The sequence below is a fragment of the Paraburkholderia sediminicola genome (assembly GCF_046027355.1).
In the GTDB taxonomy this organism is placed as follows: domain Bacteria; phylum Pseudomonadota; class Gammaproteobacteria; order Burkholderiales; family Burkholderiaceae; genus Paraburkholderia; species Paraburkholderia sediminicola_B.
Genome location: NZ_JAQQEK010000010.1, coordinates 254,038 through 280,142, shown reverse-complemented (window position 1 = coordinate 280,142; position 26,105 = coordinate 254,038). Strand labels below are relative to the sequence as shown.

23 protein-coding genes are annotated in these 26,105 nt (G+C 63.0%); 16 read left to right on the top strand and 7 right to left on the bottom strand.

The annotated features are described in order from the left end of the window. Positions 1 to 22: 22 nt before the first annotated feature. The gene (locus PQR42_RS19635; protein WP_408387025.1) at positions 23 to 1,420 is read left to right on the top strand and encodes an aspartate aminotransferase family protein; all 1,398 of its coding nucleotides are present in this window, start codon (positions 23 to 25) and stop codon (positions 1,418 to 1,420) included. A 53-nt stretch (positions 1,421 to 1,473) separates the two neighbouring features. Further along, positions 1,474 to 1,971, top strand: coding sequence for an Lrp/AsnC family transcriptional regulator (locus tag PQR42_RS19630; RefSeq protein WP_011491802.1), 498 nt, complete (start codon positions 1,474 to 1,476; stop codon positions 1,969 to 1,971). Positions 1,972 to 2,021: 50 nt separating this feature from the next. On the opposite strand, the gene PQR42_RS19625 is transcribed toward PQR42_RS19630, so the two are convergent. After that, the gene (locus PQR42_RS19625) at positions 2,022 to 2,969 is read right to left on the bottom strand and encodes a LysR substrate-binding domain-containing protein (RefSeq protein WP_408218925.1); all 948 of its coding nucleotides are present in this window, start codon (positions 2,967 to 2,969) and stop codon (positions 2,022 to 2,024) included. Positions 2,970 to 3,105: 136 nt separating this feature from the next. Here PQR42_RS19625 and PQR42_RS19620 point away from each other — a divergent pair, with 136 nt between their 5' ends. From PQR42_RS19620 to PQR42_RS19595, 6 genes are all read left to right on the top strand, one after another. Then, on the top strand, positions 3,106 to 4,188 hold the full coding sequence (locus PQR42_RS19620; RefSeq protein WP_408218922.1) for a tartrate dehydrogenase: 1,083 nt from the start codon (positions 3,106 to 3,108) through the stop codon (positions 4,186 to 4,188). A gap of 33 nt (positions 4,189 to 4,221) precedes the next feature. Continuing rightward, complete coding sequence (locus tag PQR42_RS19615) at positions 4,222 to 5,211, top strand: succinylglutamate desuccinylase/aspartoacylase domain-containing protein (protein ID WP_408218919.1); 990 nt, start codon at positions 4,222 to 4,224, stop codon at positions 5,209 to 5,211. A 34-nt stretch (positions 5,212 to 5,245) separates the two neighbouring features. After that, the gene (locus PQR42_RS19610) at positions 5,246 to 5,590 is read left to right on the top strand and encodes a cupin domain-containing protein (protein WP_408218916.1); all 345 of its coding nucleotides are present in this window, start codon (positions 5,246 to 5,248) and stop codon (positions 5,588 to 5,590) included. A 350-nt stretch (positions 5,591 to 5,940) separates the two neighbouring features. Next, the gene (locus PQR42_RS19605; protein WP_408218913.1) at positions 5,941 to 7,161 is read left to right on the top strand and encodes a porin; all 1,221 of its coding nucleotides are present in this window, start codon (positions 5,941 to 5,943) and stop codon (positions 7,159 to 7,161) included. A 75-nt stretch (positions 7,162 to 7,236) separates the two neighbouring features. Next, positions 7,237 to 8,595 (top strand): MFS transporter, encoded by a 1,359-nt coding sequence (locus PQR42_RS19600; protein WP_408387026.1) that lies wholly within the window; start codon positions 7,237 to 7,239, stop codon positions 8,593 to 8,595. Between the two features lie 186 nt (positions 8,596 to 8,781). Then, positions 8,782 to 9,108: a hypothetical protein gene (locus tag PQR42_RS19595; protein WP_408387027.1), complete on the top strand. Its 327-nt coding sequence runs from the start codon at positions 8,782 to 8,784 to the stop codon at positions 9,106 to 9,108. Positions 9,109 to 9,137: 29 nt separating this feature from the next. Here PQR42_RS19595 and PQR42_RS19590 read toward each other — a convergent pair whose 3' ends face one another. From PQR42_RS19590 to PQR42_RS19565, 6 genes are all read right to left on the bottom strand, one after another. Continuing rightward, positions 9,138 to 10,298 (bottom strand): glycoside hydrolase family 53 protein, encoded by a 1,161-nt coding sequence (locus PQR42_RS19590; RefSeq protein WP_408387028.1) that lies wholly within the window; start codon positions 10,296 to 10,298, stop codon positions 9,138 to 9,140. A 127-nt stretch (positions 10,299 to 10,425) separates the two neighbouring features. Then, positions 10,426 to 12,390 carry a beta-galactosidase gene (locus PQR42_RS19585; RefSeq protein ID WP_408387029.1) on the bottom strand — a complete coding sequence of 655 codons (1,965 nt, stop codon included), beginning with the start codon at positions 12,388 to 12,390 and terminating at the stop codon, positions 10,426 to 10,428. A 37-nt stretch (positions 12,391 to 12,427) separates the two neighbouring features. Then, a complete protein-coding gene (locus tag PQR42_RS19580) occupies positions 12,428 to 13,279 on the bottom strand; it encodes a carbohydrate ABC transporter permease (RefSeq protein ID WP_408177843.1) in 852 nt (283 codons plus the stop codon). Positions 13,280 to 13,298: 19 nt separating this feature from the next. After that, complete coding sequence (locus PQR42_RS19575; RefSeq protein WP_408387030.1) at positions 13,299 to 14,204, bottom strand: carbohydrate ABC transporter permease; 906 nt, start codon at positions 14,202 to 14,204, stop codon at positions 13,299 to 13,301. 78 nt (positions 14,205 to 14,282) lie between these two features. Further along, positions 14,283 to 15,536, bottom strand: a complete 1,254-nt coding sequence (locus PQR42_RS19570) for an ABC transporter substrate-binding protein (protein ID WP_408387031.1) — start codon at positions 15,534 to 15,536, stop codon at positions 14,283 to 14,285. A gap of 121 nt (positions 15,537 to 15,657) precedes the next feature. Beyond that, complete coding sequence (locus PQR42_RS19565; protein WP_408493699.1) at positions 15,658 to 16,797, bottom strand: ABC transporter ATP-binding protein; 1,140 nt, start codon at positions 16,795 to 16,797, stop codon at positions 15,658 to 15,660. 256 nt (positions 16,798 to 17,053) lie between these two features. Here PQR42_RS19565 and PQR42_RS19560 point away from each other — a divergent pair, with 256 nt between their 5' ends. From PQR42_RS19560 to PQR42_RS19525, 8 genes are all read left to right on the top strand, one after another. Next, positions 17,054 to 18,070 (top strand): LacI family DNA-binding transcriptional regulator, encoded by a 1,017-nt coding sequence (locus PQR42_RS19560; protein ID WP_408218893.1) that lies wholly within the window; start codon positions 17,054 to 17,056, stop codon positions 18,068 to 18,070. Positions 18,071 to 18,250: 180 nt separating this feature from the next. After that, on the top strand, positions 18,251 to 19,723 hold the full coding sequence (locus tag PQR42_RS19555; RefSeq protein WP_408387033.1) for an NAD-dependent succinate-semialdehyde dehydrogenase: 1,473 nt from the start codon (positions 18,251 to 18,253) through the stop codon (positions 19,721 to 19,723). Positions 19,724 to 20,260: 537 nt separating this feature from the next. Further along, the gene (locus PQR42_RS19550; RefSeq protein WP_408387034.1) at positions 20,261 to 21,619 is read left to right on the top strand and encodes an MFS transporter; all 1,359 of its coding nucleotides are present in this window, start codon (positions 20,261 to 20,263) and stop codon (positions 21,617 to 21,619) included. 57 nt (positions 21,620 to 21,676) lie between these two features. Then, entirely contained in the window at positions 21,677 to 22,894 is a 1,218-nt protein-coding gene (locus PQR42_RS19545) for an acyl-CoA dehydrogenase family protein (protein WP_408387035.1), read from the top strand. 28 nt (positions 22,895 to 22,922) lie between these two features. Then, entirely contained in the window at positions 22,923 to 23,477 is a 555-nt protein-coding gene (gene hpaC, locus PQR42_RS19540) for a 4-hydroxyphenylacetate 3-monooxygenase, reductase component (protein WP_408218882.1), read from the top strand. Positions 23,478 to 23,479: 2 nt separating this feature from the next. Continuing rightward, a complete protein-coding gene (locus PQR42_RS19535; RefSeq protein WP_408387036.1) occupies positions 23,480 to 24,169 on the top strand; it encodes an EthD family reductase in 690 nt (229 codons plus the stop codon). Positions 24,170 to 24,198: 29 nt separating this feature from the next. Then, positions 24,199 to 25,149, top strand: coding sequence for a LysR family transcriptional regulator (locus tag PQR42_RS19530; protein ID WP_408218877.1), 951 nt, complete (start codon positions 24,199 to 24,201; stop codon positions 25,147 to 25,149). Next, a complete protein-coding gene (locus PQR42_RS19525) occupies positions 25,146 to 26,066 on the top strand; it encodes a LysR family transcriptional regulator (protein WP_408493698.1) in 921 nt (306 codons plus the stop codon). Before PQR42_RS19530 ends, PQR42_RS19525 begins: the two co-directional genes overlap by 4 nt. Positions 26,067 to 26,105: the final 39 nt, after the last annotated feature.

The following is a 26,105-nucleotide window of genomic DNA, read 5'->3' as shown; positions in this document are numbered from 1 at the left end:
CTTCCCGCGACGAGAAACCATCATGCCGATTCAATCGCTCATCGAAGCCGACCGCAAGCATCTGATTCACCCGGTCATCAACTACCGCGCGCACGAAGCACGCGGCGTCACCATCCTCGAGTCCGCCAGCGGCGCGTTTCTGCGCGACGCGGCCGGCAACGAACTGCTCGACGCGTTTTCCGGACTCTGGTGCGTGAATGTCGGCTACGGCCAGCAGAGCATTGTCGACGCCGCCACCGCGCAGATGCAGAAGCTGCCCTACGCGACCGGCTATTTCCATTTCGGCTCCGAGCCGGCCATTGAACTCGCGCAAAAGCTGGTCGAGGTGTCGCCCGCTTCGCTGCAGCATGTGTACTTCACGCTCGGCGGGTCGGATGCGGTGGACTCGGCACTGCGTTTCATCACGCACTACTTCAACGCCACGGGGCTTGCGTCGAAGAAGCACATCATCGCGCTGCAACGCGGCTACCACGGCTCGTCGACGACCGGCGCCGGCCTCACCGCCCTGCCCGCGTTCCACCGCAACTTCGACTTGCCGCTGCCGAACCAGCATCATCTGCCGTCGCCGTACGCGTACCGCAACGATTTCGCCGACGACGCCGCGCTGATCGCCGCCTCGGTGGCCTCGCTCGAAGCGAAGGTGGCCGAGCTCGGTGCCGACAACGTCGCCGCGTTCTTCTGCGAACCGATTCAGGGCTCGGGCGGCGTGATCGTGCCGCCGGTCGGCTGGCTCAAGGCCATGCGTGAAAGTTGCCGCAAGCTGGGCATCCTGTTCGTCGCCGATGAGGTCATCACGGGATTCGGCCGCACGGGTCCGCTGTTCGCCTGCCAGGGCGAAAACGTCGAGCCGGATCTGATGACGGTGGCCAAAGGCCTGACCGCGGGCTATGCGCCGATGGGCGCCGTGCTGATGTCGGACGAAATCTATCAGGGCATTGCAAACGGCGACGCCGAAGCGGTCGTCGGCCATGGCCATACGTATTCGGCGCATCCGGTGAGCGCGGCCATTGGCCTCGAAGTACTGCGTCTGTATCACGAAGGCGGCCTGCTCGCGAACGGCGTGGCGCGCGCGCCGCGTTTCGCGCAAGGCCTCGACGCGCTGCTCGCGCATCCGCTGGTGGGCGACTCGCGCCATCGTGGCCTGCTCGGCGCGCTCGAACTCGTCGCCGACAAGGACAGCAAGGCGGGCTTCGATCCGGCGTTGAAACTGTCCGAACGGATCGCCGCCGCCGCGTACGAAAACCGCCTGATTTTCCGTGCCTTCGGCGACAACATTCTCGGCTTCGCACCGGCGCTCTCGTACACCGAGGCCGAGTTCGATCTGATGTTCGAGCGGCTTGAAAAGACCCTCGACGACGTTCTCGCACAAGCCGACGTGCGCGCCGCGTTGAAGGTCAAAACTCATGCCACCGCATGCTAGAGTAGAGGGCCACCTCAGCCCCACACACCCATCGCCGGAGCGATAACGTTACGATGAGCAGCGACTGCAAGCTAGACCGGATTGACCTGCGCATACTTTCCCAATTGCAGAAGAAAGGCCGCATAACCAACGTCGAGCTTGCCGACGCGGTCGGCCTGTCGCCCAGTCCTTGCCTGATCCGGGTCAAGCGTCTGGAGAAAGCCGGCTACATCATCGGCTACGGTGCGCAGATCCAGCTCGAAAAGCTCGGCGACGTGCAGATCGTGTTCACCGAAGTCACGCTCGCCGATCATCGGCGGGAAGACTTCATCAAGTTCGTGAATGCGATTCGCGACGTCGACGAGATTGTCGAGTGCCATCTGGCGAGCGGCGGTTATGACTACCTGCTGAAGTTCGTCACGCGCAGTGTGAGCCATTACCAGAGCATCGTGGAAGGGCTGCTCGAACGCGATATCGGGATCGAGAAGTACTTCAGCTACGTCATCATCAAGTCGCCGTTCGTGAAGAGCCATTACCCGCTCGAAACGCTGTTCTCGCAGAATCATCACTAGGCGTTGCTTTGTCTTTGATCCGCCGGATCTTGCCACTCAGGGTTCGGCGGTCAACGTTCAGCCATGTCCACGCCGGCCGCACCGTCGGCCGGCGGACTCCATTGCGCGAATTCCTCGCTCAGAAAGTCCACGCAGACCCGCACCTTCGCCGACTGCGCGAGCCGCGCCGGATACACCGCCCACAGATTCGCCGGTTGCGTGACCTCGGGCAGCACCTGCTGCAACTGGCCGCTTTCGAGCAGCGGGCGCACATCCCACATGGAACGCAGTACGATGCCGCGTCCCGCCAGCGCCCATTCCACCGCCACTTCGCCGTGATTGGTCGACAACGGTCCCGTGACCTTGATCGAGACCGTCTCACCGCGCACCGTCAAACGCCACAGACCAAACGGATGGTCGCGCTCCTTGATCGCCAGACACGCATGCGAGGACAGCTCGGCAAGCTGGCGCGGCGCGCCATGCCGCGCGAGGTAACCAGGCGACGCGCACAGCACGCGATAATTCGACGCCAGCCGCCGTGCGATCAGATGCGGCGCGATCTCGTCGCCGATGCGCACGTCCAGATCGAAGCCTTCGCCGCCGACATCGACGAGACGGTCGAACAGATCGAGCCGCACGCTCAACTGCGGATAGCGCTCGGAAAAGCGCGCGAGCGCGGGCGCGACGAAGCGCCGGCCGAAGCCGAAGCTGCTGGAAATGCGCAGCTTGCCGCCGGGAATGCGGCGCGTGGTGGAGACGTCCTCCACGAGTTGATCGACATCGTCGAGAATCTTTTCGGCCCACGTGTAGACGCGCTCACCCGCTTCCGTGATCGCGACGCGGCGCGTGGACCGGTGCAATAAACGCGTACCGAGCGTAGTCTCGAGCACGTTGATGCGTTTGCTGACATACGCCGCGGACACCGACAAGGCTTCCGCCGCCGCGCTGAAACTGGATTTGCGCGCCACTTCGCAAAACACGCGCAAATCGCCGAGATCGGGTGAGGGGACGGCGCTCATAGGTCGATGGATGGCAGCGGAGTTTGTACACGAATCGTGCACAGTGGCTTAACTAAAGCGACCATTTTAGTCTCAAACAGCAGGAATAAAATAGCCGTTATCGAATCGTCCAGAAGCCCCAACGGAGGAGCACAACATGTCGAAGAAATATCGGATCGCAGTCATTCCCGGCGACGGCATCGGCGTCGAAGTCATGCCGGAAGCCATTCGCGTGCTGGAGGCGGTGAAAACGCGCTTCGGCATCGAGCTGGAGTATCAGCACATTGAATGGGCGAGCTGCGAGTACTACGCGAAGCACGGCAAGATGATGCCGGACGACTGGAAAGCGCAACTGCAATCGGCCGACGCGATCCTGTTCGGCGCGGTGGGCTGGCCCGACACGGTGCCCGACCATATTTCCCTGTGGGGATCGCTGCTGAAGTTCCGCCGCGAATTCGACCAGTACATCAACCTGCGCCCGGCGCGCCTCTTTGCCGGCGTGCCTTCGCCGCTCGCTGGCCGCAAAGCGGGCGACATCGATTTCTGGATCGTGCGTGAAAACACCGAGGGCGAATATTCGTCGGTGGGCGGCGTGATGTTCGAAGGCACGGAACGCGAATTCGTGCTGCAGGAATCCGTCTTCACGCGGCACGGCAGCGAACGCGTGCTGAAGTTCGCGTTCGATCTCGCGCAACGGCGCGAGCGCAAGAAGATCACGGTGGCCACCAAGAGCAACGGCATCGCGATCAGCATGCCGTGGTGGGACAAAGTCGCGGCCGGCATCGCCGCGCAGTATCCGGACGTGACGTGGGACAAGCAGCACATCGACATTCTCTGCGCGCGCTTCGTGCTGAACCCGGATCGCTTCGACGTGGTGGTGGCCACAAATCTGTTCGGCGACATCCTGTCCGATCTTGGCCCTGCCTGCACGGGCACGATCGGTCTCGCGCCGTCGGGCAATCTGAACCCGGACCGCAAGTTTCCCTCGCTGTTCGAACCGGTGCACGGCTCGGCGCCGGACATCGCCGGCAAGAACATCGCCAATCCGATCGCGATGATCTGGTCGGCCGCGATGATGCTCGACTTCCTCGGCAATCACGCAGGCAAGGAACGCGAGGCGCACGACGCGATTCTCGCCGCGATCGAAGCGACGCTGGTGGAAGGCCCGCATACCGGCGACCTCGGCGGCAAGGCGAACACCACCGAAGTCGGCCAGGCGATCGCGGCAAAACTCGCCTGAGCCTTTCGCTCACTCTCTGCCAGGACAACTCGCATGAGCATGGAAGCCTACCCCATCGAAGTCGAATTTCCCGATATTTCGGGTCACGAACAATCTGCGTCCGGCATCGCCTACGTTCATACGTTCGACTCGGGCGCGCCGGGCCCGCACGTAATGATCAACGCGCTCACGCACGGCAACGAAGTGTGCGGCGCGATCGTTGTCGACGAATTGCTGCGGCGCGGGTTGCGGCCGCGGCGCGGGCGCCTCACGCTGGCGTTCGCGAACGTCGCTGCGTATCAGCGTTTCGATCCCGCCGAGCCCGATGCGGCCCGCTTCGTCGATCAGGATTTCAATCGCGTGTGGACCGCCGCGGTGCTCGACGACGCGGCGCGCACGTCCAGCGAACTCGAACGTGCGCGCGCAATGCGGCCGGTGATCGACAGCGTCGACGCCCTGCTCGATCTGCATTCCATGCACGAGAAGAGCAAGCCGCTGATCGTGGCGGGACCGCTGCAAAAAGGCATCGACCTCGCCGTGCGGCTCGGCACGCCGGCCACCGTGATCTGCGACGAAGGCCATCCGGAAGGCCGCCGCATGCGCGACTACGAAGGTTTCGGCGACCCCGCCAGCCCGAAGAACGCGCTGCTGATCGAATGCGGACAGCATTGGGAACAGAGCGCCGTTGCGGTCGCGCGCGACACCACCGCGCGTTTCCTGTTGCTCGCCGGCGTGGTCGATGAAGCGGATCTGCCGGCCGGCTGGCTCGCGCCGTTGCCGCCGGCGCAGCACATCGTCCGCGTGACGCAGCCGGTGGTGGCCACCAGCATGGATTTTCGATTCGCGGCGCCCTACACGGGCCTGGAGATCTTCACCGAGGCCGGCGCCGTGATCGGCTGGTCCAACGGCGAGGCGGTCACCACGCCCTACGACAACTGCATGCTCGTCATGCCGTCGCTGCGGCAACTGCGTCCCGGCGTGACCGTCGTACGGCTGGGCAAGATCGAGCAGACCGTGACGAACAACCAAACCAGCGGCCAATGACACGGCCTATGCACACTCAAAAGGTAACGAGAAGATGAAGGTACAGCAGCTCAAGCAAAGCGTGAATCTGCAGAATCTGGAGGACTGGGGCAAGGCCGGGCTGCCCGGCACGACGCCGATTCAGGTGTCGGGCGTGCAACGCATCATCAAGGGCAGCGAATCCGTCGATACCGGGATTTTCGAATGCACCGCCGGCACTTACCGCCGCTCGGTCAAGCAGGCCGAAGTGATGCACTTCATCGCGGGGCGCGGCCGCTTCACGCCCGATAACGAGGAGACCATTCACTTCGAGAGCGGCGACACACTCTTCTTCGAAGCCAACACCGAAGGGCTGTGGGAAGTCGACGAAACGATGCGCAAGGTCTACGTCATTTTCTGAACGCCACGTCGCGCATCGCACCGAGCGCCGCATCGCATCGCACCATGCTGTGCCTTTGACGTCGGCGCTTATCCCTCTTACCCATCCCCGCCTCATCCCGGCGCGCCGGCGCGCGCCGCGGCCTCTATGATCCTTCGCGCTGTCCAGCGCCTTTTTCCAACCGATGTGCATCCGCAACAAAGTCGGGTAATCCCGCGTTGACCCCTGCTTGTCATATTACTTACAGTTCAGCCCTGTTCGCACAAAGAATCACCGTTCTATATACGAACAAATAGACATAAGAATTTGATGACGACCGGGTCGCCGGGACTGCCGTCGCAGTCGAGGCAGGTCGAATTGGAGAACACCTCATGAATCGCAATATCACGATGACCCGGCTCGCCTGCGCGATCGCCGCTCTGGCCAGCGCACCGGTTTTCGCGCAAAGCAGCGTCACGCTGTACGGTATCGTGGACACGGGTATCGGCTATCAAAGCAGCCAGGCCCCCTCGCTCGGCTCGACGTCCGGTGGCAAGTCCAAAGTGAATATGATCAACGGCGTGTGGGCCGGCAGCCGCTTCGGCCTGAAGGGCGCGGAAGATCTCGGCGCCGGCACCAAGGCCATCTTCCAGCTGGAGTCGGGTTTCAACTCCACCACCGGCGCGCAGCAATACACGAACGCGATGTTCGGCCGCCAGGCATGGGTCGGCGTGACGAACCCGACCTACGGCACGCTGCAGGCCGGCCGCCAGTACACCGCGTACTACTCGCTGCTGTCGCCGTATAGCCCGACCACGTGGCTCACCGGCTTCTACGGCGCGCACCCGGGCGACGTCGACGCGCTCGACACGATTTACCGCGCGAACAACTCGCTGGTCTATACCTCGCCGAAACTGTACGGCTTTACGTTCAGCGGCTCGTACTCGCTCGGCGGCGTGCCGGGCAGCCTGAACCGCGGCTCGACCTGGAGCGGCGCGGTGCAGTACATCAACGGTCCGGTCGGCGTCGCGGTCGGCTTCATGCGCATCAACAACTCGACGCTCGGCGGCGGCGCCTACGGCGCGGATTCGACCGTGTCGAACAACGGCGCGCAGCCGGGCGTGTCGGCGGTGACCAACGGCTATCAGACGGCGCAGGCGCAGCAGCGCTTTGCCGTGACCGGCGGCTATAACTTCGGCAATGGCTGGGACGTGTCCGCGGCCTACTCGAATGTGCAGTACATTCCGGGTGTCGGCTCGAGCTTCCGCGATACGGCGATTTTCAACACGGGCGGCGTCGTGCTGCACTGGAAGCCGACCGTTTCGTGGGACTTCGCGACCGGCTACAGCTACACGCGCGCCACCAAGGCGAACGGCATCACGAGTTCGGCGCAGTATCAGCAGGTCAACCTGTCCGAGTACTATTCGTTGTCGAAGCGCACCGGCCTCTACGCGTTGCAGGCATTCCAGCGCACCAACGGCAATACGCTGGGCACCGCCGGTTCGGGTCACATCATCAGCGCGACGGCAACCATCGGCGACGGCTTCCAGAGCGCGCCGTCGTCGTCGCGCAGCCAGTTCGCGGCCGGCGTGGGCATCGTGCACCGCTTCTAAAACGGCGCCCGATCGTATAAAAAGAAAAGGCTCGTTCTCACGAGCCTTTCCGTATTCAGCAGTGAGGAGACCATCATGAACCGCAGCACCGCTGTGAACGTTCAGACCTTCATCAACGAACATCCGTTTTCGCCGTTTCAGTGGCTGGTGTTCTTCATGTGTTTCATCATCGTCCTGCTGGACGGTTTTGACACGGCCGCGATCGGCTTCATTGCGCCTTCGCTGATCGCCGAGTGGGGCATCACCCGGCCGGCGCTCGCGCCTGTGCTGAGCGCGGCGCTGTTCGGCCTCGCCTGCGGCGCGCTCGGCTCGGGACCGCTGTCGGACCGGCTCGGGCGACGCTCGCTGCTGCTCGGCTCGGTGCTGCTGTTCGGTGTCGCGTGCCTCGGCTCGGCCTTCTCGAGCAGCATCGAACAACTGACGACGCTGCGCTTCATCACCGGCGTCGGTCTCGGCGCGGCCATGCCGAACGCCGTGACGATGATGGGCGAATACTGCCCGGATCGCCGCCGTGCGACGGTGATCAACCTGATGTTTTGCGGCTTCCCGCTCGGCGCCGCGTTCGGCGGATTCCTCGCCGCGTGGATGATTCCGCATTTCGGCTGGCGCAGCGTGCTGCTGCTCGGCGGCATCACGCCACTTCTGCTCCTGATCGTGCTGGTGATCAAGATGCCGGAGTCGGTGCGCTACATGGTGGCCAATAGCAAGCCGGTCGAACGGATTCGCGCGGCGCTCGCGCGCATTTCGAGCGAAGCGGCGCAAGCGGGCAGCTTCATGATGACCGAAACCGCGCCGCAAACCGGCGGCAAGGGCATGGCGGTGGTGTTGTCGCGCTCGTACATCATCGGTTCGGTGATGCTGTGGGTCGCCTATTTCATGGGCCTCGTGATCTTCTACGCGTCGATCAACTGGATGCCGATCCTGCTGAAGGACGCCGGACTCACGCCGCAGCGCGCGACGCTGATTTCCGCGCTGTTCCCGCTCGGCGGCGTGGGCGCGGTGCTGTGCGGCGTGCTGATGGACCGCTTCAACGCGAACCGCATCATCGCGGCCTGCTATGCGTTGACGGCCGTGAGCGTGTATTTCATCGGCCAGGCGGTGGGCAACGTGGGCGCGCTGGTGTTCATCGTGTTCGTCGCCGGCGTGTTGATGAATACCGCGCAATCGTCGATGCCGGCGCTCGCCGCCGCGTTCTACCCGACCGAAGGCCGCGGCACGGGCGTGGCGTGGATGCTCGGCATCGGGCGCTTCGGCGGGATCGCGGGTTCGTTCCTCGTGGCCGAACTGACGCGCCGCCACTTCACGTTCGCGGGCATCTTCGCGATGGTCGCGGTGGCGGGTCTGATTTCGTGCGTGGCTTTGCTGATCAAGCAGGCGGCTCGGCCGCATGTGTCGAACGTGGGCGCGCCGAAGGCGGAGTCGTTCGGGCATTGAACTGCCGGATGATCTGATGGTTTTTCAAGCCGCCCTTCGAGGCGGCTTTTTTCATTGCGGCGTCGAGTGAAAAAACGCCGTGCGCCACTTCCCGATAAACTACGCGGTTGTTGACCCGTTCGGTTGCCGCGGTGGTGGATGCCAGCGCTTTCGCACCGTAGCTCATCCAACCACAGGATTCAGGGAATGAAACGCGTAGTCGTATCCGCGCTGCTTGCGGTGTGCCTCGCGCAAGCGGCCGTTCAGGCCGTCGCGCAAACCGTCAGCGATCAATGCTTTGCGATCGGCGACATCGCCGGGCAGGTCGCCTCGTGGCGCGCGCACAAAAAGACCAAGGCGCAAGCACTCGATCAGGCGGCCAAGTACTACAAGGATGCGGCTGACCGGCAAGCGGTCAGCGCCATCATCGAGAAGATCTACAGCCCGGACACGCCGCGCATGACCCCGGACCAGGCCAGCATGGCGTTCACGTCGGAGTGCGCGAATCATAAGGCGCAGGCGACCTCGCAATAGCGCCTGCCCTCACCGCTATCGGTTAGCAGCTAGCGTTTTCGAAACGCGTCCAGCGACGTCAGCGCGTTACCGTGGAAATCGAACAACGTGTTGTTGTCCCACTGATCGCCGGCGCCGACCTTCCATCCGACATTCGGCGTCGGAATCCATTCGGGTTCCCACCAGAACACGCCTTTGCCGTGGCCGTCCGGTATCGCCTTGACGATATCCGTCAGCGCGCCGAGAAACTGCGCCTGTCCTGCCGGCGTCTGCGGGTAAGTCGCCGTCCCCACGTTGGTCATCGCGTTCGGTTCGGAATCGCCGTCGCTGGTGGTCCACGGGTACGCCGTCTCGACCACCATCACGTCCTTGTCGTAGCGCGTCGCGAGATCGTTCGCGTTGTTCTGCAGGTCGCTCAGCGAGCCTTGCCACTGCGGGTAATAGGACAGGCCGATCACATCGAAGGTGACGCCGCGCTGGGTCGCGCTGTCGAACCACCAGCGGCTCGTCGCGTTGTTGCCGCCGCTGTCGATATGCAGCATGACCTTGATGCGTTCATCGACGGATTTGACCGCATCGTGCCCCGCCTTCAGCAATTGCGCGAGGTTGTCCCACTGATCGTACTTGCCGAGCGGCCACAGCATGCCGCCTGTGATCTCGTTGCCCACTTGCACCCACTCCGGATGCACGCCGTCGCGCTTGAGCATCTTCAGCACGCTCGACGTGTACTCCGACAGCAACGCGCAGGTCTGCACGATATCCTTGCCGGCCCAGGCGTGCGGCGGATACTGTTTGCCCGGATCGGCCCACCAGTCGCTGTAGTGGAAATCGATCAGCACGCGCATGCCGAGCGCGGTGGCGCGACGCGCGAGCAGGCGCACATGTTCGGCATTGTTGTAGCCGGCCGCGGGACTTTGATCGGCGGGAAAAAAGTTCGGATTGCCAGGATCGTTCCAGACCTTGATACGAATCGAATCGACGCCGTGGCTCCTCAGCAGCAGCAGACAGTCGTGCGGCACGCCGTGCTCATAGAACTTCGCACCGTTCGCCTCCAGTTCGAGCAGCGTCGATACGTCCGCGCCTTTCGCAAAGCGGCTGTCACGGCCTGAGGCTTGCAGTTCGGCGGCGAGCGCCGGCGCGCCGAGCGTTTCACCGACGCCGGCTGCCGCCGCCGTCGACGCGAGCCAGCCGAGCATTTGTCTTCTGTTCATCTGTCATCCTCCATCTATTGATGGGCGGCTATTCCGAAGGCCGCCTGGTCCCAGGTTGAAGCGCTTGAGTTTCACCCTCCGACAACACACTCTTTTCCGATTCGATTCCGTCTAACAGCCACCAGGTTCAGGCGCCCTTCCACGCACAAACGTCGCCCGTTTTCAACAGCGCGTTGCCGAGCACGAACGTCGCATCGGCCGGCGCCGGGGCGTGTACGGACTCCGCGCCGAAATTGAACGCAAAGGTCAGATCGCCGCGTCGCCGGATGCGCAATCCATCGGCCAATAGCTGCGTGTCGATCCCGGCGTCGCGCGCCGCCTGTTGCAATACCGTGCGATGCAACGCATGCGACAGCCAACCCGCCACATAGCGGACCTTGCCGTGCGAGAGAATTGCCGGCCACGTGTCGTCGAATTGCGCGTCGATCCGCGTGTCGCCGTTGGCCCGCACGTGCTCGCGCCAATGCATCGCCGCACCATCCGCGCCGCCGATCGACACTGCGGGCGCCAGCGTGGGCCGCAGCGTTTCGACTTCGAGCACCTGCATCGGCAGAACGCGTTGCAAGGCGCCGGGCGGCAGCGTGGAGGGAATCGCGAAGCTGTCGGTTTTCGAGCCGCTGCGCGGGCCGAAGACCCATTGCGCTGCGCTCCGCTCGATCTGATGCACGAGCGCGTCGTCGATCACGGCGATGCTCGGCACGACCACCATCCCGTATGCCGAAAGATCCGCGCGGCTCGACACGATATCCACGTCGAGCCCGAGTTCGCGCAACGACTCGTAGTAGTCGAACGCCAGCGTCTGATAGTCGAAGGTCTTGCCATGACGCTGAATCTCGAACATCCATTGCGTTTCGTAGTCGAATACGAGCGCGACAGCCGCACGCGCCGGCGCTTTGAGTTCCGACAGCGCGGCGCAAGCGGCAATCTCGCGCGCCGCCTGCTGCACTTCGAGGCCGCCCGGCGACAATTCGTTGTTCGGCAGATTGAGCCCGGAATGCATCTGCTCCTGCGCATACGGACACTGACGCCAGCGGAAATACGACACGAGTTCCGCGCCGTGCGCGAACGCCTCGTAAGCCCACAGGCGAACCATGCCTTTCGCCGGCACCGGGTTCCACGGCGCCCAGTTGACCGGCCCGGCCTGTTGTTCCATCACCCAGAAGCGTCCGCTGCCAATCGCCCGATAGCGATCGTGATCGAACGCGGAAACGTCGGGATGCGCCGTGCGCGCGTAACGCGCCTTCTGCTCGTCGGGCAGCGCGATCGATTCGGTGCGCGCGATCGGATAGCTGTCCCACGCGGCGACATCGAGCGCATTGTCGTTGGCGAAACGGTAGTGATCGAAGGTCGTGAAAAAACCCATGAAGTTGTGCAGCAAATCCGCCGTGGGCGCATGCTCGCGCAACACATCGATCTGCTCGCGATGAAAACTCGCCACTTCGTCCGACATGAAGCGGCGGAAGTCGAGCAGATGAATCGGATTGGCGTCGGTGGGCGTGAGATTCGGCAAGCCGATCGCCTCGACCGACGGATACTCCATGCTCCAGAACACGTTGCCCCACGCGTCGTTGAGCGCCTCGACGGTTTCGTAGCGCCGCCGCAGCCAGCTTTGAAAGCGCGCGAGTGCGGCCGGCGAATAGCTCGGCACGGTATCGTGACAGCCGAGTTCGTTATCGGTCTGCCACGCGACGATGGAAGGATGCTGTCCATAGCGCTGCGCCATCGCCGAGACGATACGCACGCACTCGCGCCGATAGGTTTCGCTGGATATATCGTAGTGACGGCGCGAGCCGAAATTCCAGCGCGTGCCATCGGCACGCACGGGCAGCACGTCCGGATATGCGTCGATCAGCCACTTCGGCGGCGAGGCGGTCGGCGTGCCGAGCACGAGCTTCAACCCGGCGGCCGCCAACGTGGCGACGGCTTCGTCGAGCCATTCCCACACGAATTCGCCGGCGCGCGGCTCCATCCGGCTCCACGCGAATTCGGCAATCCGCACGTGCGTGATGCCGAGTTCGACCATACGCTTCGCATCGTCGGCCCACATCGTGCGAGGCCATTGTTCCGGGTAATAACAGACACCAAGTTGCATGAGAAAGTCTCGTTGTTAGATGACGTCGAACAGGCGCTCAGCCCTTGCTTGCACCGAAGGTCAGACCGGCGACGAAATGCTTTTGCATCGCGAAGAACATGAGCACGGAAGGCAATGCGGCCAGCACCGAACCCGCGGCGACCAGATTCCACGCGGTCGTCCATTGACCCTTGAGCGCCGCGACGCCCACCGTGATCGGCGCGGCGTCGTCGCCTTGCGTGAGACACAGCGCCCAGAAGTAGTCGTTCCACACGAACGTGAACACCAGAATGCCGAGCGCGGCGAGCGCGGGCCGGATCAGCGGCAGCACGATGCGCAGGTAGATGGTCCATTCGCTCGCGCCTTCCACGCGCGCGGCCTCGATCATTTCGAACGGCAACTGCTTGATGAAATTGCGCAGAAACAGCGTGCAAAAGCCGGTCTGAAACGACACGTGGAAAATCACCAGCGCCCACACGCTGTTGAAGAGTCCGACCTTCAACGCCATGTCGCGCACTGGAATCATCAGGATCTGGATCGGCACGAAATTGCCCGCGACGAACGCGAACAACACCGCCGTATTGCCCGGAAACCGGTAGGTCGCCAAAGCAAAGCCCGCCATCGACGCCAGCACGATCGCGCCGATCACCGAAGGCACCGTGATCAGCACGCTATTGGTGAAGTAGTGCAGCATCGGCGTTTGCGTGAGCGCGGCGCCGTAGTTTTCGATCAGCGCGAAGTGTTTCGGCCAACCCCAGTAATCGCCTTGCGAAAGCTCGTCCGAAGAACGGATCGACGTGACGAGCACGGCCAGCATCGGCAGCAGCCATATCAGCAGCGCGATGGGCAGCGACGCTTTGTAGAGCGTGCGATTGAGCGGTTTCCAGCGTTCGACGGGAAGCGGATACATGACGCGTAACTCCTGGAGATCAGCGTTCTTCGCGCAACATGCGGCGCAAATGGAACACGATGTAGACGAGCATGATGGCGAACAGCACGACGGCAATCGCCGCGGAATAGCCTTCGCGGTAGTACTTGATGGCCTGGTCGTACATGTAATAGGCCAGCACGGTGGAGCTGTCGAACGGACCGCCGCCACTCATCACCGCAATCAGGTCGAAGCTGCGCAGCGCGCCGATCACCGTCAGCACGACGGCCATGAATGTTGCGGGCCGCAGTTGCGGCAGAATCACGTGCCACAGCAGCTTCATGCCCTTGGCGCCTTCCATGCGCGCCGCCTCGACCACTTCCGGATTGATGCCCGTCAGGCCTGTGAGATACAGCACCATGCAGAACGGCGTTTGCGGCCACAGCGCGGCAAAGACGATGCCGAACGTCACCGTGTGCGGATCACCGAGCACCGGAATGCCGTGGCCGACGATCAAACGCAGCAAGCCGAAGCCCGGGTCGTAAAACCAGCTGAACACGAGACCGACCACCACGCCCGAGAGCACGAACGGCGCGAAAAACAGCGACTTCACGACGCGCATGCCACGGATATGCTGGTTCAGATACAACGCGAACAGCAGGCCGAGCGGCGGCGCGAGCAGGAACAGCGCGAGCCAGATGAGGTTGTTCTTCAGGGCCGTATAAAACGTGTCGGCGTGAAACAGCTCGATGTAGTTGTCGAAACCCGCGAAGGTCTTCGGCGTCATGCCATCCCAGTGATAAAAGCTGAGCGAAATGCTGCTGATGATCGGATACACCACGCACAGGCAAAGCAACGCACAGCCCGGTAACAGGAAGAAAAACGCGGCGCGGTGCTGGTGACGGCGCGTCGTCGAGACGTGACGGTGCGAAGCCGCGGGTAAGCGGCGCGCTGCGGAATGAGACATGGATCGGGCCTCGTCAGTAAGTCGAAGGCGAATCGAAGACGAGCGCCGGCCGTTGTTACACCACCGGCGCTCCGGGACTTACTTCTGGTAGATGCGCTTGCGGGTCGCTTCGAGGCGCACGAGCACGGCGTCGAGTTGCGACGGATCGCTATAGAACTGCTGCATCGCTTTCATGCCTTCGTCGGCCATTTCCTTCTGCATGTCGCGATCGTAGAACTGGGCGATGCCGCCCTTCGTGTTGGCGAGCGTCTGGAAGCCGACCTTGGAAATTGCGTCCTCAGGTTCGGCCGACTGGCTGTTCGACGGCAGTTGGCCCCAGCCCTTCGCGAGATCGGCGTTGATCTGCGGCTGTTCCATGAAGGCGAGCAGTTTGCGCGCATCGGCCTTGTTTTTCGCTTTCGCGGGAATCAGCAGCACGTTGACCGGACCGTCCTCGGCCATCGGCACATTGACGTCGATCACCGGGAAGCGGAAGAAGCCGGTTTGCGGTTTGAGGTTCGCCGGGATGCTCGCGGAGAAGAACGTGCCCATCAGCATCATCGACGCCTTGCCGTTCACGAGAAACGGCGCGATCGAATCGAGGTCGTAAGAGAGCGCGTTGTCGATGAAGTAGTGATCGTCGATCAGCGTTTTCCACGCGGCGTACACCTTCTTGACGCGCGCATCGGTGTACGGAATTTCGCCCGCCATCAATTGCTGATGGAATGCATTGCCGTTGATGCGCAGATCGAGGTAGTCGAACCAGGCTGCGAGCGTCCAGCTATCGCGCGCGGCCACGGCAATCGGCGCCACGCCGCTGGCCTTCAGCTTCTTGCAGGCGTCGAGGAATTCGTCCCAGGTTTTCGGTTCGCTCTTGATGCCTGCTTTCTCGAACAAATCCTTGCGATAGAAGAAACCGTAGGCGTCGTAGCCGAGCGGCGCCGCGTACTGCTTGCCCTTATAGGTCGATGCTTCTTTCACCGACGCGTACTGCTGCGACCAACCATTCTTGCTCCAGTCGGAAGAAAGGTCTTCGAGCAGGCCGCGTTGCGCGTAATACGCCATGCGCTCGCCGTCGTGCCACGAGACGACGTCGGGCGGATCGGTGGCGAGCCAGCCACTCATCTGCACCTTGTACGCTTCTTCGGTGATGTAGGTCACCTTGAGATCGACATCGGGATTGGCTTTCTTGAACTTGTCGAACGCGTCCTGCCACGTCGAGCGCTGATTACCGCGCGCCGATACGTTGACGTTGAGCGTGGCGGCGTCGACGGCGGCACAGCAGAACGAGCCGGCAACCAGCGCGGCTGCGATCGACACGTGTGCAAGACGGCGAAGGCGAAGAGCAATCATCTTGTGTCTCCTTGATACCTTGTTGGCCGGCAGCGAACGGCTGCCGGCGATGTAACCCGCTCTGTGGCGGAATTCGGCTTTGATGAATCAGGTGCTGCTTCCAGCAATCGCAAACGAAAACTCAAGCGGCGGCCCGTTCTGGCTCGAACGTGCTTCGCCGCAATGCAATCCCATCCGCGTCGAACAGATGACACGCGGAAGGCGGAACGTGAATGGCGATGCGTTCGCCGGAACCGATCGGCGTATCGCCCGCGGCCTTGGCGATGAGCGTGCCTGCCGCATGATCCGCGTGAATGTAGCTGTGCTCGCCGAGCCGTTCCGATAGCACTGTCGTGCACTGAACGAATTGCCCGTCGCCGTCGAGACGCAAATGTTCCGGCCGCACGCCGAGCGTGACCGGCTGGCCGCGCTGCAGACGTTGACCATCGACCTGTGCGATCAGACGCTCGCCGCTTTGGATCAGCGTGACCGTTACGCTGCCAGGTTCGATCGAATCGACCGCGGCGTCGATGAAATTCATGCGCGGCGACCCGATAAAGCCCGCCACGAAGCGCGACTTCGGATGGTGATACAACTCGAGCGGCGCGCCGCTCTGCGCGATGCTGCCGTAGCGCTCCGCGTCCGCGCCGGCGTGCAGCAGTACGATCCGATCGGCGAGCGTCATGGCTTCGACTTGATCGTGGGTCACGTAGACCACACTCGCGTTGGCGAAGCGCTGATGCAGGCGCGCGATTTCGACTCGCGTCTGGCCACGCAGCGCAGCGTCGAGATTCGACAGCGGCTCGTCGAACAGGAACACGCCCGGCTCGCGCACAATCGCGCGGCCGATCGCGACACGCTGCCGCTGACCGCCCGAAAGCGCTTTCGGATAGCGCTCCAGATAATCGTCCAGTTGCAGAATGCGCGCGGCTTCGCGCACTTTGGTGTTAATCACGTCCTTGGGTTGCTTCGCGAGCTTCAGTCCGAATGCCATGTTGTCGAACACGGTCATGTGCGGAAACAGCGCGTAGCTTTGGAACACCATCGCCACGCCGCGCGCTGCGGCGGGCACGTCGTTCACGAGACGGCCGCCGATGTGCAACTCACCTTCGCTCAAGTCTTCGAGACCGGCGATCATTCTCAGCAGGGTCGACTTGCCGCAACCCGACGGGCCAAGAAAAACACAGAACTCGTGCTGCGCGATGTCCAGATTCACGCGCCGGATCACCGGCGGATGGTCACCGTACGACTTTTGCACATTCGTCAAACGAATCGTTGCCATGTTGCCTCCTTCGGATTTAACCGCTTAAATTTCTGTGAAAAATAAGTGGCTAGCCCTTGTGCGGCAGACATTTAATCGCTTAAATTCGAGTTCGAGGGGAAAAGTCATGGTGGGTTGTCTCCGTGTCGATCCAGAGTTGGCGCTTTAGCGCCTTACTCTGGTCCCATGCAGGGCCTGTGTTTTCCAGCAAGTTATCAACGTCGCACTCAGCTTGCAACATTTGAATCGCATTCCCTGAATATGGGATAAAACGCATATGGTCACTCTGTCCGAAGTCGCGAAGCGCGCCCACGTCACCGCCGCCACCGTCTCCAACGTGCTGCGCAACCGCGAGAAAGTGCGCCCGGAAACGGCTGAACGCGTGCTCAAGGCGATCGCGGATCTCGGCTACCGGCCCAACCTGAACGCACGCGCGCTGGCCGAGGGCCGCTCGTCGACGCTCGCCTTGATGCTGTCGAACATCTCGAACCCGTTCTACCCCGAGTTCGTGCTGGCCGCCGAGCGCGCCGCGCGCAAAGCCGGCCACTTCCTGATGGTTTGCAATACTGACGATGACGCCGAGATCGGCCGCGCCTATCTCAACCAGATCGCGGGCACGCTGGCCGACGGCGTGCTCGTCATGAACACGGACATCACGATCAACGACCTGTGCGCCTCCGCCACGCACAGCGCGCCGATCCTGCTGGCCATGTGGGAGCACCCGGAAGCGCCACCCGCACTGCCCTGCATCGCCGTGGATTTTGCTCACGCGGGCGAGCTGGCCGCGCGGCATCTGCTCGAACTCGGCCACCGCGAAATCGGTCTTTTGATCGGCGACGGTTGCGGCGGCTTGCAGGACGCGCGCTCCAACGGCTTTCGCGCCGCCATGCGCGCCGCCGGTATCGAGACCGATGCAGCCGCGGTGCTGCAGATCCGCGACTCGATCGACGCCGGCTACGCCGCCTGCATGCAATTGATGGCGAACCGGCCGCACCTCACCGCGATCTTCGCGACCAACGACCTGCTCGCGATCGGCGCGGCGCAGGCCCTGATCACGCTGGGCCGCGCGGTGCCCAATGACGTTTCGGTGATCGGTATTACCGACATTCAACTCGCCCATCAGGTGCATCCTGCTTTGACGACGGTTGCGATTCAGACCGCGGCGATCGCGGAGTTGTCGATCGAAAGTCTGATCCGGCTGATCCAGACGCCGCACCAGCAGCCGTCGATGGTGCTGGCGCCGCCGCCCACTTTAGTGGTGCGCGCGTCGACCGGTCCGCGACGGCTGAAATGAATTTGCAGGGTAATCAGCAGAAAATGCTGTCATCGCCGAAAAAAAACGGCGTGCAAACCGCCAGCGCCTCGATTGGCAATTTCATCGATCGCGGCGCAGGCGTAGCATCGATCCATCAATCGACGCGCGTACGCGGCCGCGAGCCTCGCTACGTCAAGGGCAACCTGAAGGAGCAACCGAATGTCTCTCGCATTGACACGCAGTGAACTGATCCGCCCGCAGAACCTGATCGACGGAACATGGACCGGCGCCGCCGACGGCGCCCGCTTTGCCGTCACCAACCCGGCCACCGGCGAAACGATCGTCGAAGTCGCGGACAGCGGCGCCGCGGACGCGCGCGCCGCCACCGACGCCGCAGCCCGCGCGTTCCCCGCATGGCGCGACAAGCTGCCGCGCGAGCGCGCCGAGATTCTGCGCCGCTGGCACGCGCTGATCGTCGCCAATACCGACGATCTCGCGAAGCTGATGTCGATGGAACAGGGCAAGCCGCTCGCGGAGGCTCGCGGCGAAGTCGCTTACGGCGCGTCGTACGTGGCCTGGTTCGCCGACGAAGCGACACGCATCTACGGCGATCTGATTCCGCAGCAGCAGCGCGGCAAGCGCATGAGCGCGGTGAAGGAACCGGTCGGTGTGATCGCGGCGATCACACCGTGGAATTTCCCGCTGGCGATGATCGCCCGCAAGATCGCGCCCGCGCTCGCGGCCGGCTGCACCGTGGTCGCCAAGCCCGCCGAAGACACGCCGCTCACCGCGCTCGCTCTCGCCGCGCTCGCGCAGGAAGCCGGTCTGCCGGACGGCGTGCTGAACATGCTGTCGGCGTCGCGTGAACAGGGCATTGCCGCGGTTGCCGATTGGCTCGCCGACGCACGCGTGCGCAAGATCACGTTCACCGGTTCGACGCCGGTCGGCAAGCATCTCGCTCGTGAATCCGCGGGCACGCTGAAGAAGCTCTCGCTGGAACTGGGCGGCAACGCGCCCTTCATCGTGTTCGACGACGCCGATCTCGATGCGGCCGTTACCGGCCTGATGGCGGCGAAGTTCCGCAATGGCGGCCAGACCTGCGTGTGTCCGAACCGCGTGTATGTGCAAGCCGGTGTCTATGAACGCTTTGCCGAGCTGCTCGCGCGACGCGTCGCCGCTTTGAAGGTTGCGCCTGCAACGGACCCGGACGCGCAGATCGGCCCGATGATCAACGAACGCGCGATCGACAAGATTGCCCGTCACGTGGAAGATGCCGTCAAACACGGCGCGAAAATCCTGGTGGGCGGCAAGCGCCTGACGGAACTCGGCCCGAACTACTACGCGCCGACCGTGCTGACGGACGCGCGGGACGACATGCTCGTCTGCTGCGAAGAAACCTTCGGCCCGGTCGCGCCGCTATTCCGTTTCGACGACGAAACCGAAGCGATCCGCCTCTCCAACGACACGCCGTTCGGCCTCGCCGCCTACTTCTATACGCAGGACGTGCGGCGGATCAATCGCGTGGCCGCGCAGCTCGAAGCGGGCGTGATCGGCATCAATGAAGGCGCTGTGTCGAGCGAAGCGGCGCCGTTTGGTGGCGTGAAGGAATCGGGCTATGGCCGCGAAGGGTCGAAGTATGGACTCGACGATTACATGTCGATCAAGTACATGTGCCAGGGCGGGCTTGATTGACGAGCCTCTCGTTGCCAGTGCTTTGATGCCTTGATGTAGGAACGCTCTGCCGCCAAACGCCATCGCTTCTCACTTGTGAGAGGCGCTGCGCCGAGGCGGCAGTTCTCATTCAAAGCGCTGCTTCTGCAGCAGCGCCTGCGGATGCGCTTTCACCAGATCGACCATGTCGTTGAAGCGGAAATCGCTTTTCGGCTGTGAGCCCTGATCCATCGTTGCCCCCTCCGTTGTTCCCAGGCTAAGACCACCGTGCACAGGCACACGGCCTGCACTTCGCCAAATCTCAGTTCCCCGACCCAAGTCCCGTTCCCCTCTCAAGAGAACGCATAGACGCCCTTCGCCGCAACAGCCTCGCGCGAAATACCGTAACCGTCATGCACACGATTCATGACGGCCATTTTTGGCCCGAATTTGACGGCGTTTTTTCCCGGTCCTATCGTTCGACCATGCCTGCCCGGCTCGTCTCGCCGCTCCTGCCGAACCTCATGGCGAGAACGCGCGACCCTCCACATCGTGACCCTCCACCTGCCATGACCCGCCATGAATTCTGACGCGACAGCCGCTCTGAGACCCCTGACCGCAACCCGGCCCACCAGCAAGGTTCGTCGCGCAGTGACGACCGCCGTGCTCGGGCAGGTCCTCGAATGGTATGACTTTTTTCTCTACGGTACCGCTGCCGCGCTCGTGTTCGGCAAGCTGTTCTTTCCCGTCGGCAGCGATCCGTTGACGGGCACGATCGCGGCATTCGGCGGCTTTACCGTAGGCTTCATTGCACGGCCCATCGGTGGCGTGTTGTGCGGCCATATCGGCGACCGCTATGGTCGCAAGACGGTCATGATGCTGACTCTGCTCGTCATGGGCACGGCCACCGTCTGCATGGGTCTTCTGCCGACCTATCAGCAGATCGGCCTGGCGGCACCCGTCCTGCTGGTGCTGTTGCGCATTCTGCAAGGCCTCGCCGCCGGCGGCGAATGGAGCGGCAGCATCCTGCTGATTCACGAAAGCGCGCCCGCCTCCCGGCGCGGGGGGCTCGCGGCCTGGAGTCCGTGCGGCGCGGCGTTCGGCTTCGTGCTGTCCACCGCCGCGTTTCTGCTCGTGCAAACGCTCTCGCCCACCGACTTCCACAGTTGGGGCTGGCGCGTGCCGTTCCTGTGCAGCGCCGTGCTGGTCGCGCTCGGTCTGTGGATGCGCCGCTCCGTCGATGAAAGCGCGGAGTTCGCCGAAGTCAAGGCGACGCGCCGCGATGCCCGCATGCCGATCGTCGAGGTGCTGCGCCAATGCCCGCGTCAGGTGCTGACCGTATTCGGCCTGCGCTTTGGTGAAGGCGCGGCGTCGTACATCTTCTTCGCGTTCTCGATTGCGTATGGTCAGTTCATCGGGCTCAAATCAAGTTGGGTGCTAGGCGGCCTGACTGTGTCGATGCTGCTGATGATTCCCGTGTCCCTGTTGATGGGACGTCTCACGGACCGGATCGGCCGCAAGCCGGTCTATCTCGCCGGCGCCGTGGCGATGGTGCTGGTCGCCTACCCGTATTTCACGTTGCTCGGCTCGGGCGTGCTGTGGAAAGTCATCACCGCGCTCGTGCTCGCCAACAGCATCACGCTCGGCATTCTGGAAGGCGCGCAGCCCGCTTTCATCAGCGAGTTGCTGCCCGTGCATCTGCGCTTCTCGGGGCTCGGCATCGGCCGCGAGATTTCATCGGTACTCGGCGGCGGACTTTCGCCGATAGTGGCGACCGCGCTGCTCGCGCATTACCGCAGCGCCGCGCCGGTGGCGATTTATCTCGTCGTGCTCGGTTTGATCACAGTGGCCGCCACCTGTTTCGCACCGGAAACCTTTCCAAAAGCGCTGCGGCTTCAGGCGAAAGCCAGGGAGCACGTCGAGCACGAAAGCGCATAACACCTTATCGACGCCACTTCGTCCGAACTCATTCACTCCCATTCCCAAGCCGTCATCATGCAAAGCCTTCAGATGAGCAGTCTTTCGACCTACGCCTACGAACCTCGTGCAATCGATCACGCGGATCCGTATCCCGACTACGCGGGCCCGATCACACTCGACGCATTGATCGCCGAAATCGAGCGCCGCCGCGACGAGTTCGATCAGCTCTCCCATGTCCCGCGCGACATGATCGCGAAGATGAAGCGCGCCGGCATCTTTCGCGCGAGCACGCCGCAGCGCTTCGGCGGCGATGCGCTGCCGCCGGCGCAATTCCTGCGGATGCTCGAACGCATCGCGATCGCCGATGGCTCCGCCGCCTGGGTCGCCGCGTTCGGCTCGGCGAATACCTATCTCGCCGCACTGCCGATCGAAACGCAGGAGCGGATTTACGCTACCGGCCCCGACCAGGTTTTCTCGGGCGGTCTCTATCCGCTGCAACCGGCCACCCAAGCGCCGGGCGGCTTCGTGGTCAGCGGGCAGTGGCGCTTCGCGAGCGGCTGCAAGGGTGCGGACTGGATCGGCGTCGGCATCGGCGGCACGCCCGCCAATTCCGGCGATGCCAGCGCGGGCAAGCCGTTCACCGCCGTGTTCCCCGCCCATGAAGTCGAGATCGTCGAAAACTGGAACGTGGTCGGCATGCAGGGAACCGGCAGCCACGATTTGCGGCTGCGCGAGAAATTCGTCGATACGCAATGGACTTTCGTACGCGGCGGCGCGGCGCTGATCGACGAACCGCTCTACCGCTACCCCGCCGTCGCCTACCAGGCGCAGGTGCACGCCGCCGTCAACATCGGTCTCGCGCGCGCGGCGCTCGATCTGCTGACGGGCATGTCCGGCTCGACCAAAACCACCACCGGTGCGCCGCGCCTCGCCGATCGTGGCTATTACCGCTCGGGCCTCGCGAAAGCGGAGGCCAACTGGCGCAGCGCCCGCGCGTTCTTCTACGAATCCGCCGAAGCCGCGTGGCGAACGCTTATCGACGGCGATCCCGTCTCTCAGGAACAGGCCAATCTGTTGCGTCTCAGCGCGACGCACGCCGCGCAGATCGGCGCGGAAGTGGTGATGCAGGCTTACCAGATGGCGGGCATCGCCGCGATCTATCGCGAGAACCGGTTGCAGCGTCTCGTGCGGGATTCGATCGTGGTGACGCAGCATGCGTTTCTCGGCGAAGGCACGTACGACGCATCCGGCGCGTTGTTCGCCGGCGTGCCGCCGGTCACGCCTTTTCCGTGACGTGACGCAGTGCGCCCTGCCTCATGCCATGCAAAAGGAAAAGATCGTGACGATTGAAGACACCAGAAAGCGTTTCCGCGATGCGATGGCGTGCCTGCCGGCCGCCGTCAACATCATCACCACCGACGGACCCGGCGGCCGCTGCGGCATCACTGCGAGTGCGGTGTGCTCGGTGACGGACGCGCCGCCGACCATGCTCGTCTGTATCAATCAGGCCAGCTATGTGCACGACGTACTGCATCGCAACCGCAGCGTGTGCATCAACGTGCTTGCCGCCGAGTGCCAGGAACTCGCGCGTGATTTCGCCGGCATGACAGCGTGCTCGATGGACGAGCGCTTCGGACGCCACGCATGGACGGACGGCGCGTCGTCGGCGCCGGTGCTCGCGGATGCGATCGCCAGTCTCGAAGGCGAGATCGTCGACATCAAGACGGTCGGCTCGCACTCGGTCATGTTCGCGCAGATCCGCCACATTGCGCTGCGCTCGGATGGCGATGGGCTGATCTATTTCGGCCGGCAGTTTCATCGGCTGGCACGGCCGCAAGCGGCGGCGCCGTCGGTTGCGGCGCAAGGCGCGAGGTGAACGTGGAAGTCTGCTTCTTTCTCATTGGGCACGGTGCGACTGCGCGTGAAGCGCGGTTCGAACCAACACCGCGAGACGTAGAGGGATTACGCCGTTTAATAATCCACGTACCCGCGGAATCGGACGACTGCGATCCTTTGTCGAAGTCAGACGCTTCCGTGCGACCTCGCTGCGTGCTGCAATGGTATTTCGACGACCTCGAAGTGCTAGAACAAGCGCTGCAACCTAAGGGTGCGATACACGACATCGTAAGCGAATCTTCGAGTACGGGTCTCACCTTCACGCAGCAAGCGATGGCGGTCAGGCGATTCACCACACCGAATCCACGCAACCTCAACACTCACACCGAACGCTGCACCTATCTCGTCAGCTACGAAGGCGAAGCGCGGGACTTCAACGCGTGGCTCTCGCATTACCTGGCGCATCATCCACCGCTGATGGCGCAATTGCCTGGTATTCGCGAGCTGGAAATCTACACGCGGCTCGATTACCGCTCGGGTCTCGGCATCGAACGCGCCACGGCCATGCAACGCAACAAAGTGGTCTTCGACGATCCCGCGTCGCTAGCGGCTGCGCTGGCGTCACCGATTCGCGCCAGCATGAAACAGGACTTCAACGCCTTTCCGCCCTACAGCGGCGCGACGCTGCATTTCCCTATGCGTAGCATTTACGGTAATCTGAAACCCAAATAAATGCCCGCCCTCGCCGCGCTCCGAACGTCATGACCAAGTCGCACCCCGGCATTACGGATTTGAACCTGCTGCGCGTGTTCCTGGCTATCTCCGATCTGCGCAGCCTGACCGCCGCGGGCGAGCGTCTCGGACTCACACAACCGGCGGTCAGCCATGCGCTGCGCCGGCTGCGCGTTTTATTCGACGACCCGCTGTTCGTTCGCACGCCCACCGGCATGGTTCCCACCGACGCCGCCCTGCGCCTGCACGCACCGCTCACTCAAGCGTTCGGCATCATCAACAACGCGGTCCAGCAAATCGCCAAATTCGATCCCGCCACGGCGCAGCGCGTGTTTCGGGTGTCCATGTCGGATATGTCGGAGTTCTATTTCCTGCCGCCGCTTCTCTCGATGCTCGACCGCGACGCGCGCGGCATTCGCCTGGAGATCGCGAATGTGTCCGTCGATTCGGTGAGTTCGGCCATGCGCAGCGGCAAGATCGATCTTGCGCTCGGCTATGTGCCCGGTCTCGATCCGGGTTGCGTGAGCAAGACGCTCTTCGTCGACGAACATGTTTGCGTGGTGCGGGCCGGTCATCCGCTGCGCAAACAGAAGCCGACCAAGGAGGACCTCGCGAGCCTGCGATACGTGTATGCCAGCACCAACGCGACCGGCCACCGGATGGTGGAACAGTGGCTGGAAGAACTGAATCTGCGCCGGGATATCGTGCTGCGCCTGCCGCATTTCGTGGTGGCACCGGAGATCGTTCAGCATACCGACCTCGCCGTGATTTTTCCGCGGAGTATCGCGCAGCGCTTCAATCGCAACAAAGCATTTCGCATCCTGCCCTTGCCGTTCGCGCTGCCGCCCATCGAAATTCAGGTTCACTCACACTCGCAATTTTCAGCGGATCCGGGTATTGCCTGGCTGCACGATGAGATTTACGAAATGTTCCATCAACCGCCGGTTAGCGGTAAGACGCGAGCAGGAAAACCGATATGAACATCAGAGCCCTGCAGTGCTTCGTGATTCTCGCGGAGGAGCTCAATTTCAGCCGCGCCGCCGAGCGCCTGCATATCGCGCAGCCCGCGCTGAGCCAGCAAATCCGCTCACTCGAAGAACGGCTCGGCACGCAACTGGTCGATCGCGCACGACGTCCGCTGAGTCTGACCGAGGCGGGCCATTATCTGTGCAACGAGGCGCGTCAGATACTCGGTTCGCTGGAACAGGTGACGCTCGTCGCGCAGGAAATCGGCGTCGGCCGGCGCGGCTGGCTGAGCGTCGGCTTCACCCGTTCGTCGATGTACAGCGTCCTGCCGCCCGCGCTCAAGGCATTTCACAAGGCGTATCCGCAAGTCGAACTCAAACTCTTCGAGATGCTCACCGAAGAACAAACCGATGCGCTGCGCGATATGCGCATTCACATTGGCATTGGCCGGCAGCCGCTGACGGTTGAAGGTTGCACGTCGTATCCGCTGCTGCGCGAACGCGTCGTGGCCGCGCTCGAACCCAGCCATCCGCTTGCAGCGCACAAGAAGGTGAGCATCGCCGACCTTGCCGATACGCCGTTGATTCTTTATCCGAAGCATCAGAACGCCCAGTTCAAACGCTCGGTCCAATCGCTCTATCGCGATGCGGGCATCACCCCGCTCGTCGCGCACGAGGCTTATGAAATCCAGACCGCGATTGCCCTGGTTGCGGCAGGCCTCGGCGTGACGTTCATCGGTGAATCGGTGGCGCGGCACGGACGCACCGACGTGGTTTACCGTCACCTTACGGGACCGGGCTCGTCGTACCGCTCCACGCTTGCCGCCACCTTTCGCGCCGACGACGCTTCGCCCCATCTGCGGGCCTTTCTGGCTTGCCTTCCCGCGCCGCTCACGGACGCGCACTATAAGCAAAAAATTATAGAAGCATAAGCAACCGGTCTTGGACTCCCTGCCCGCGCGTTCTTATCA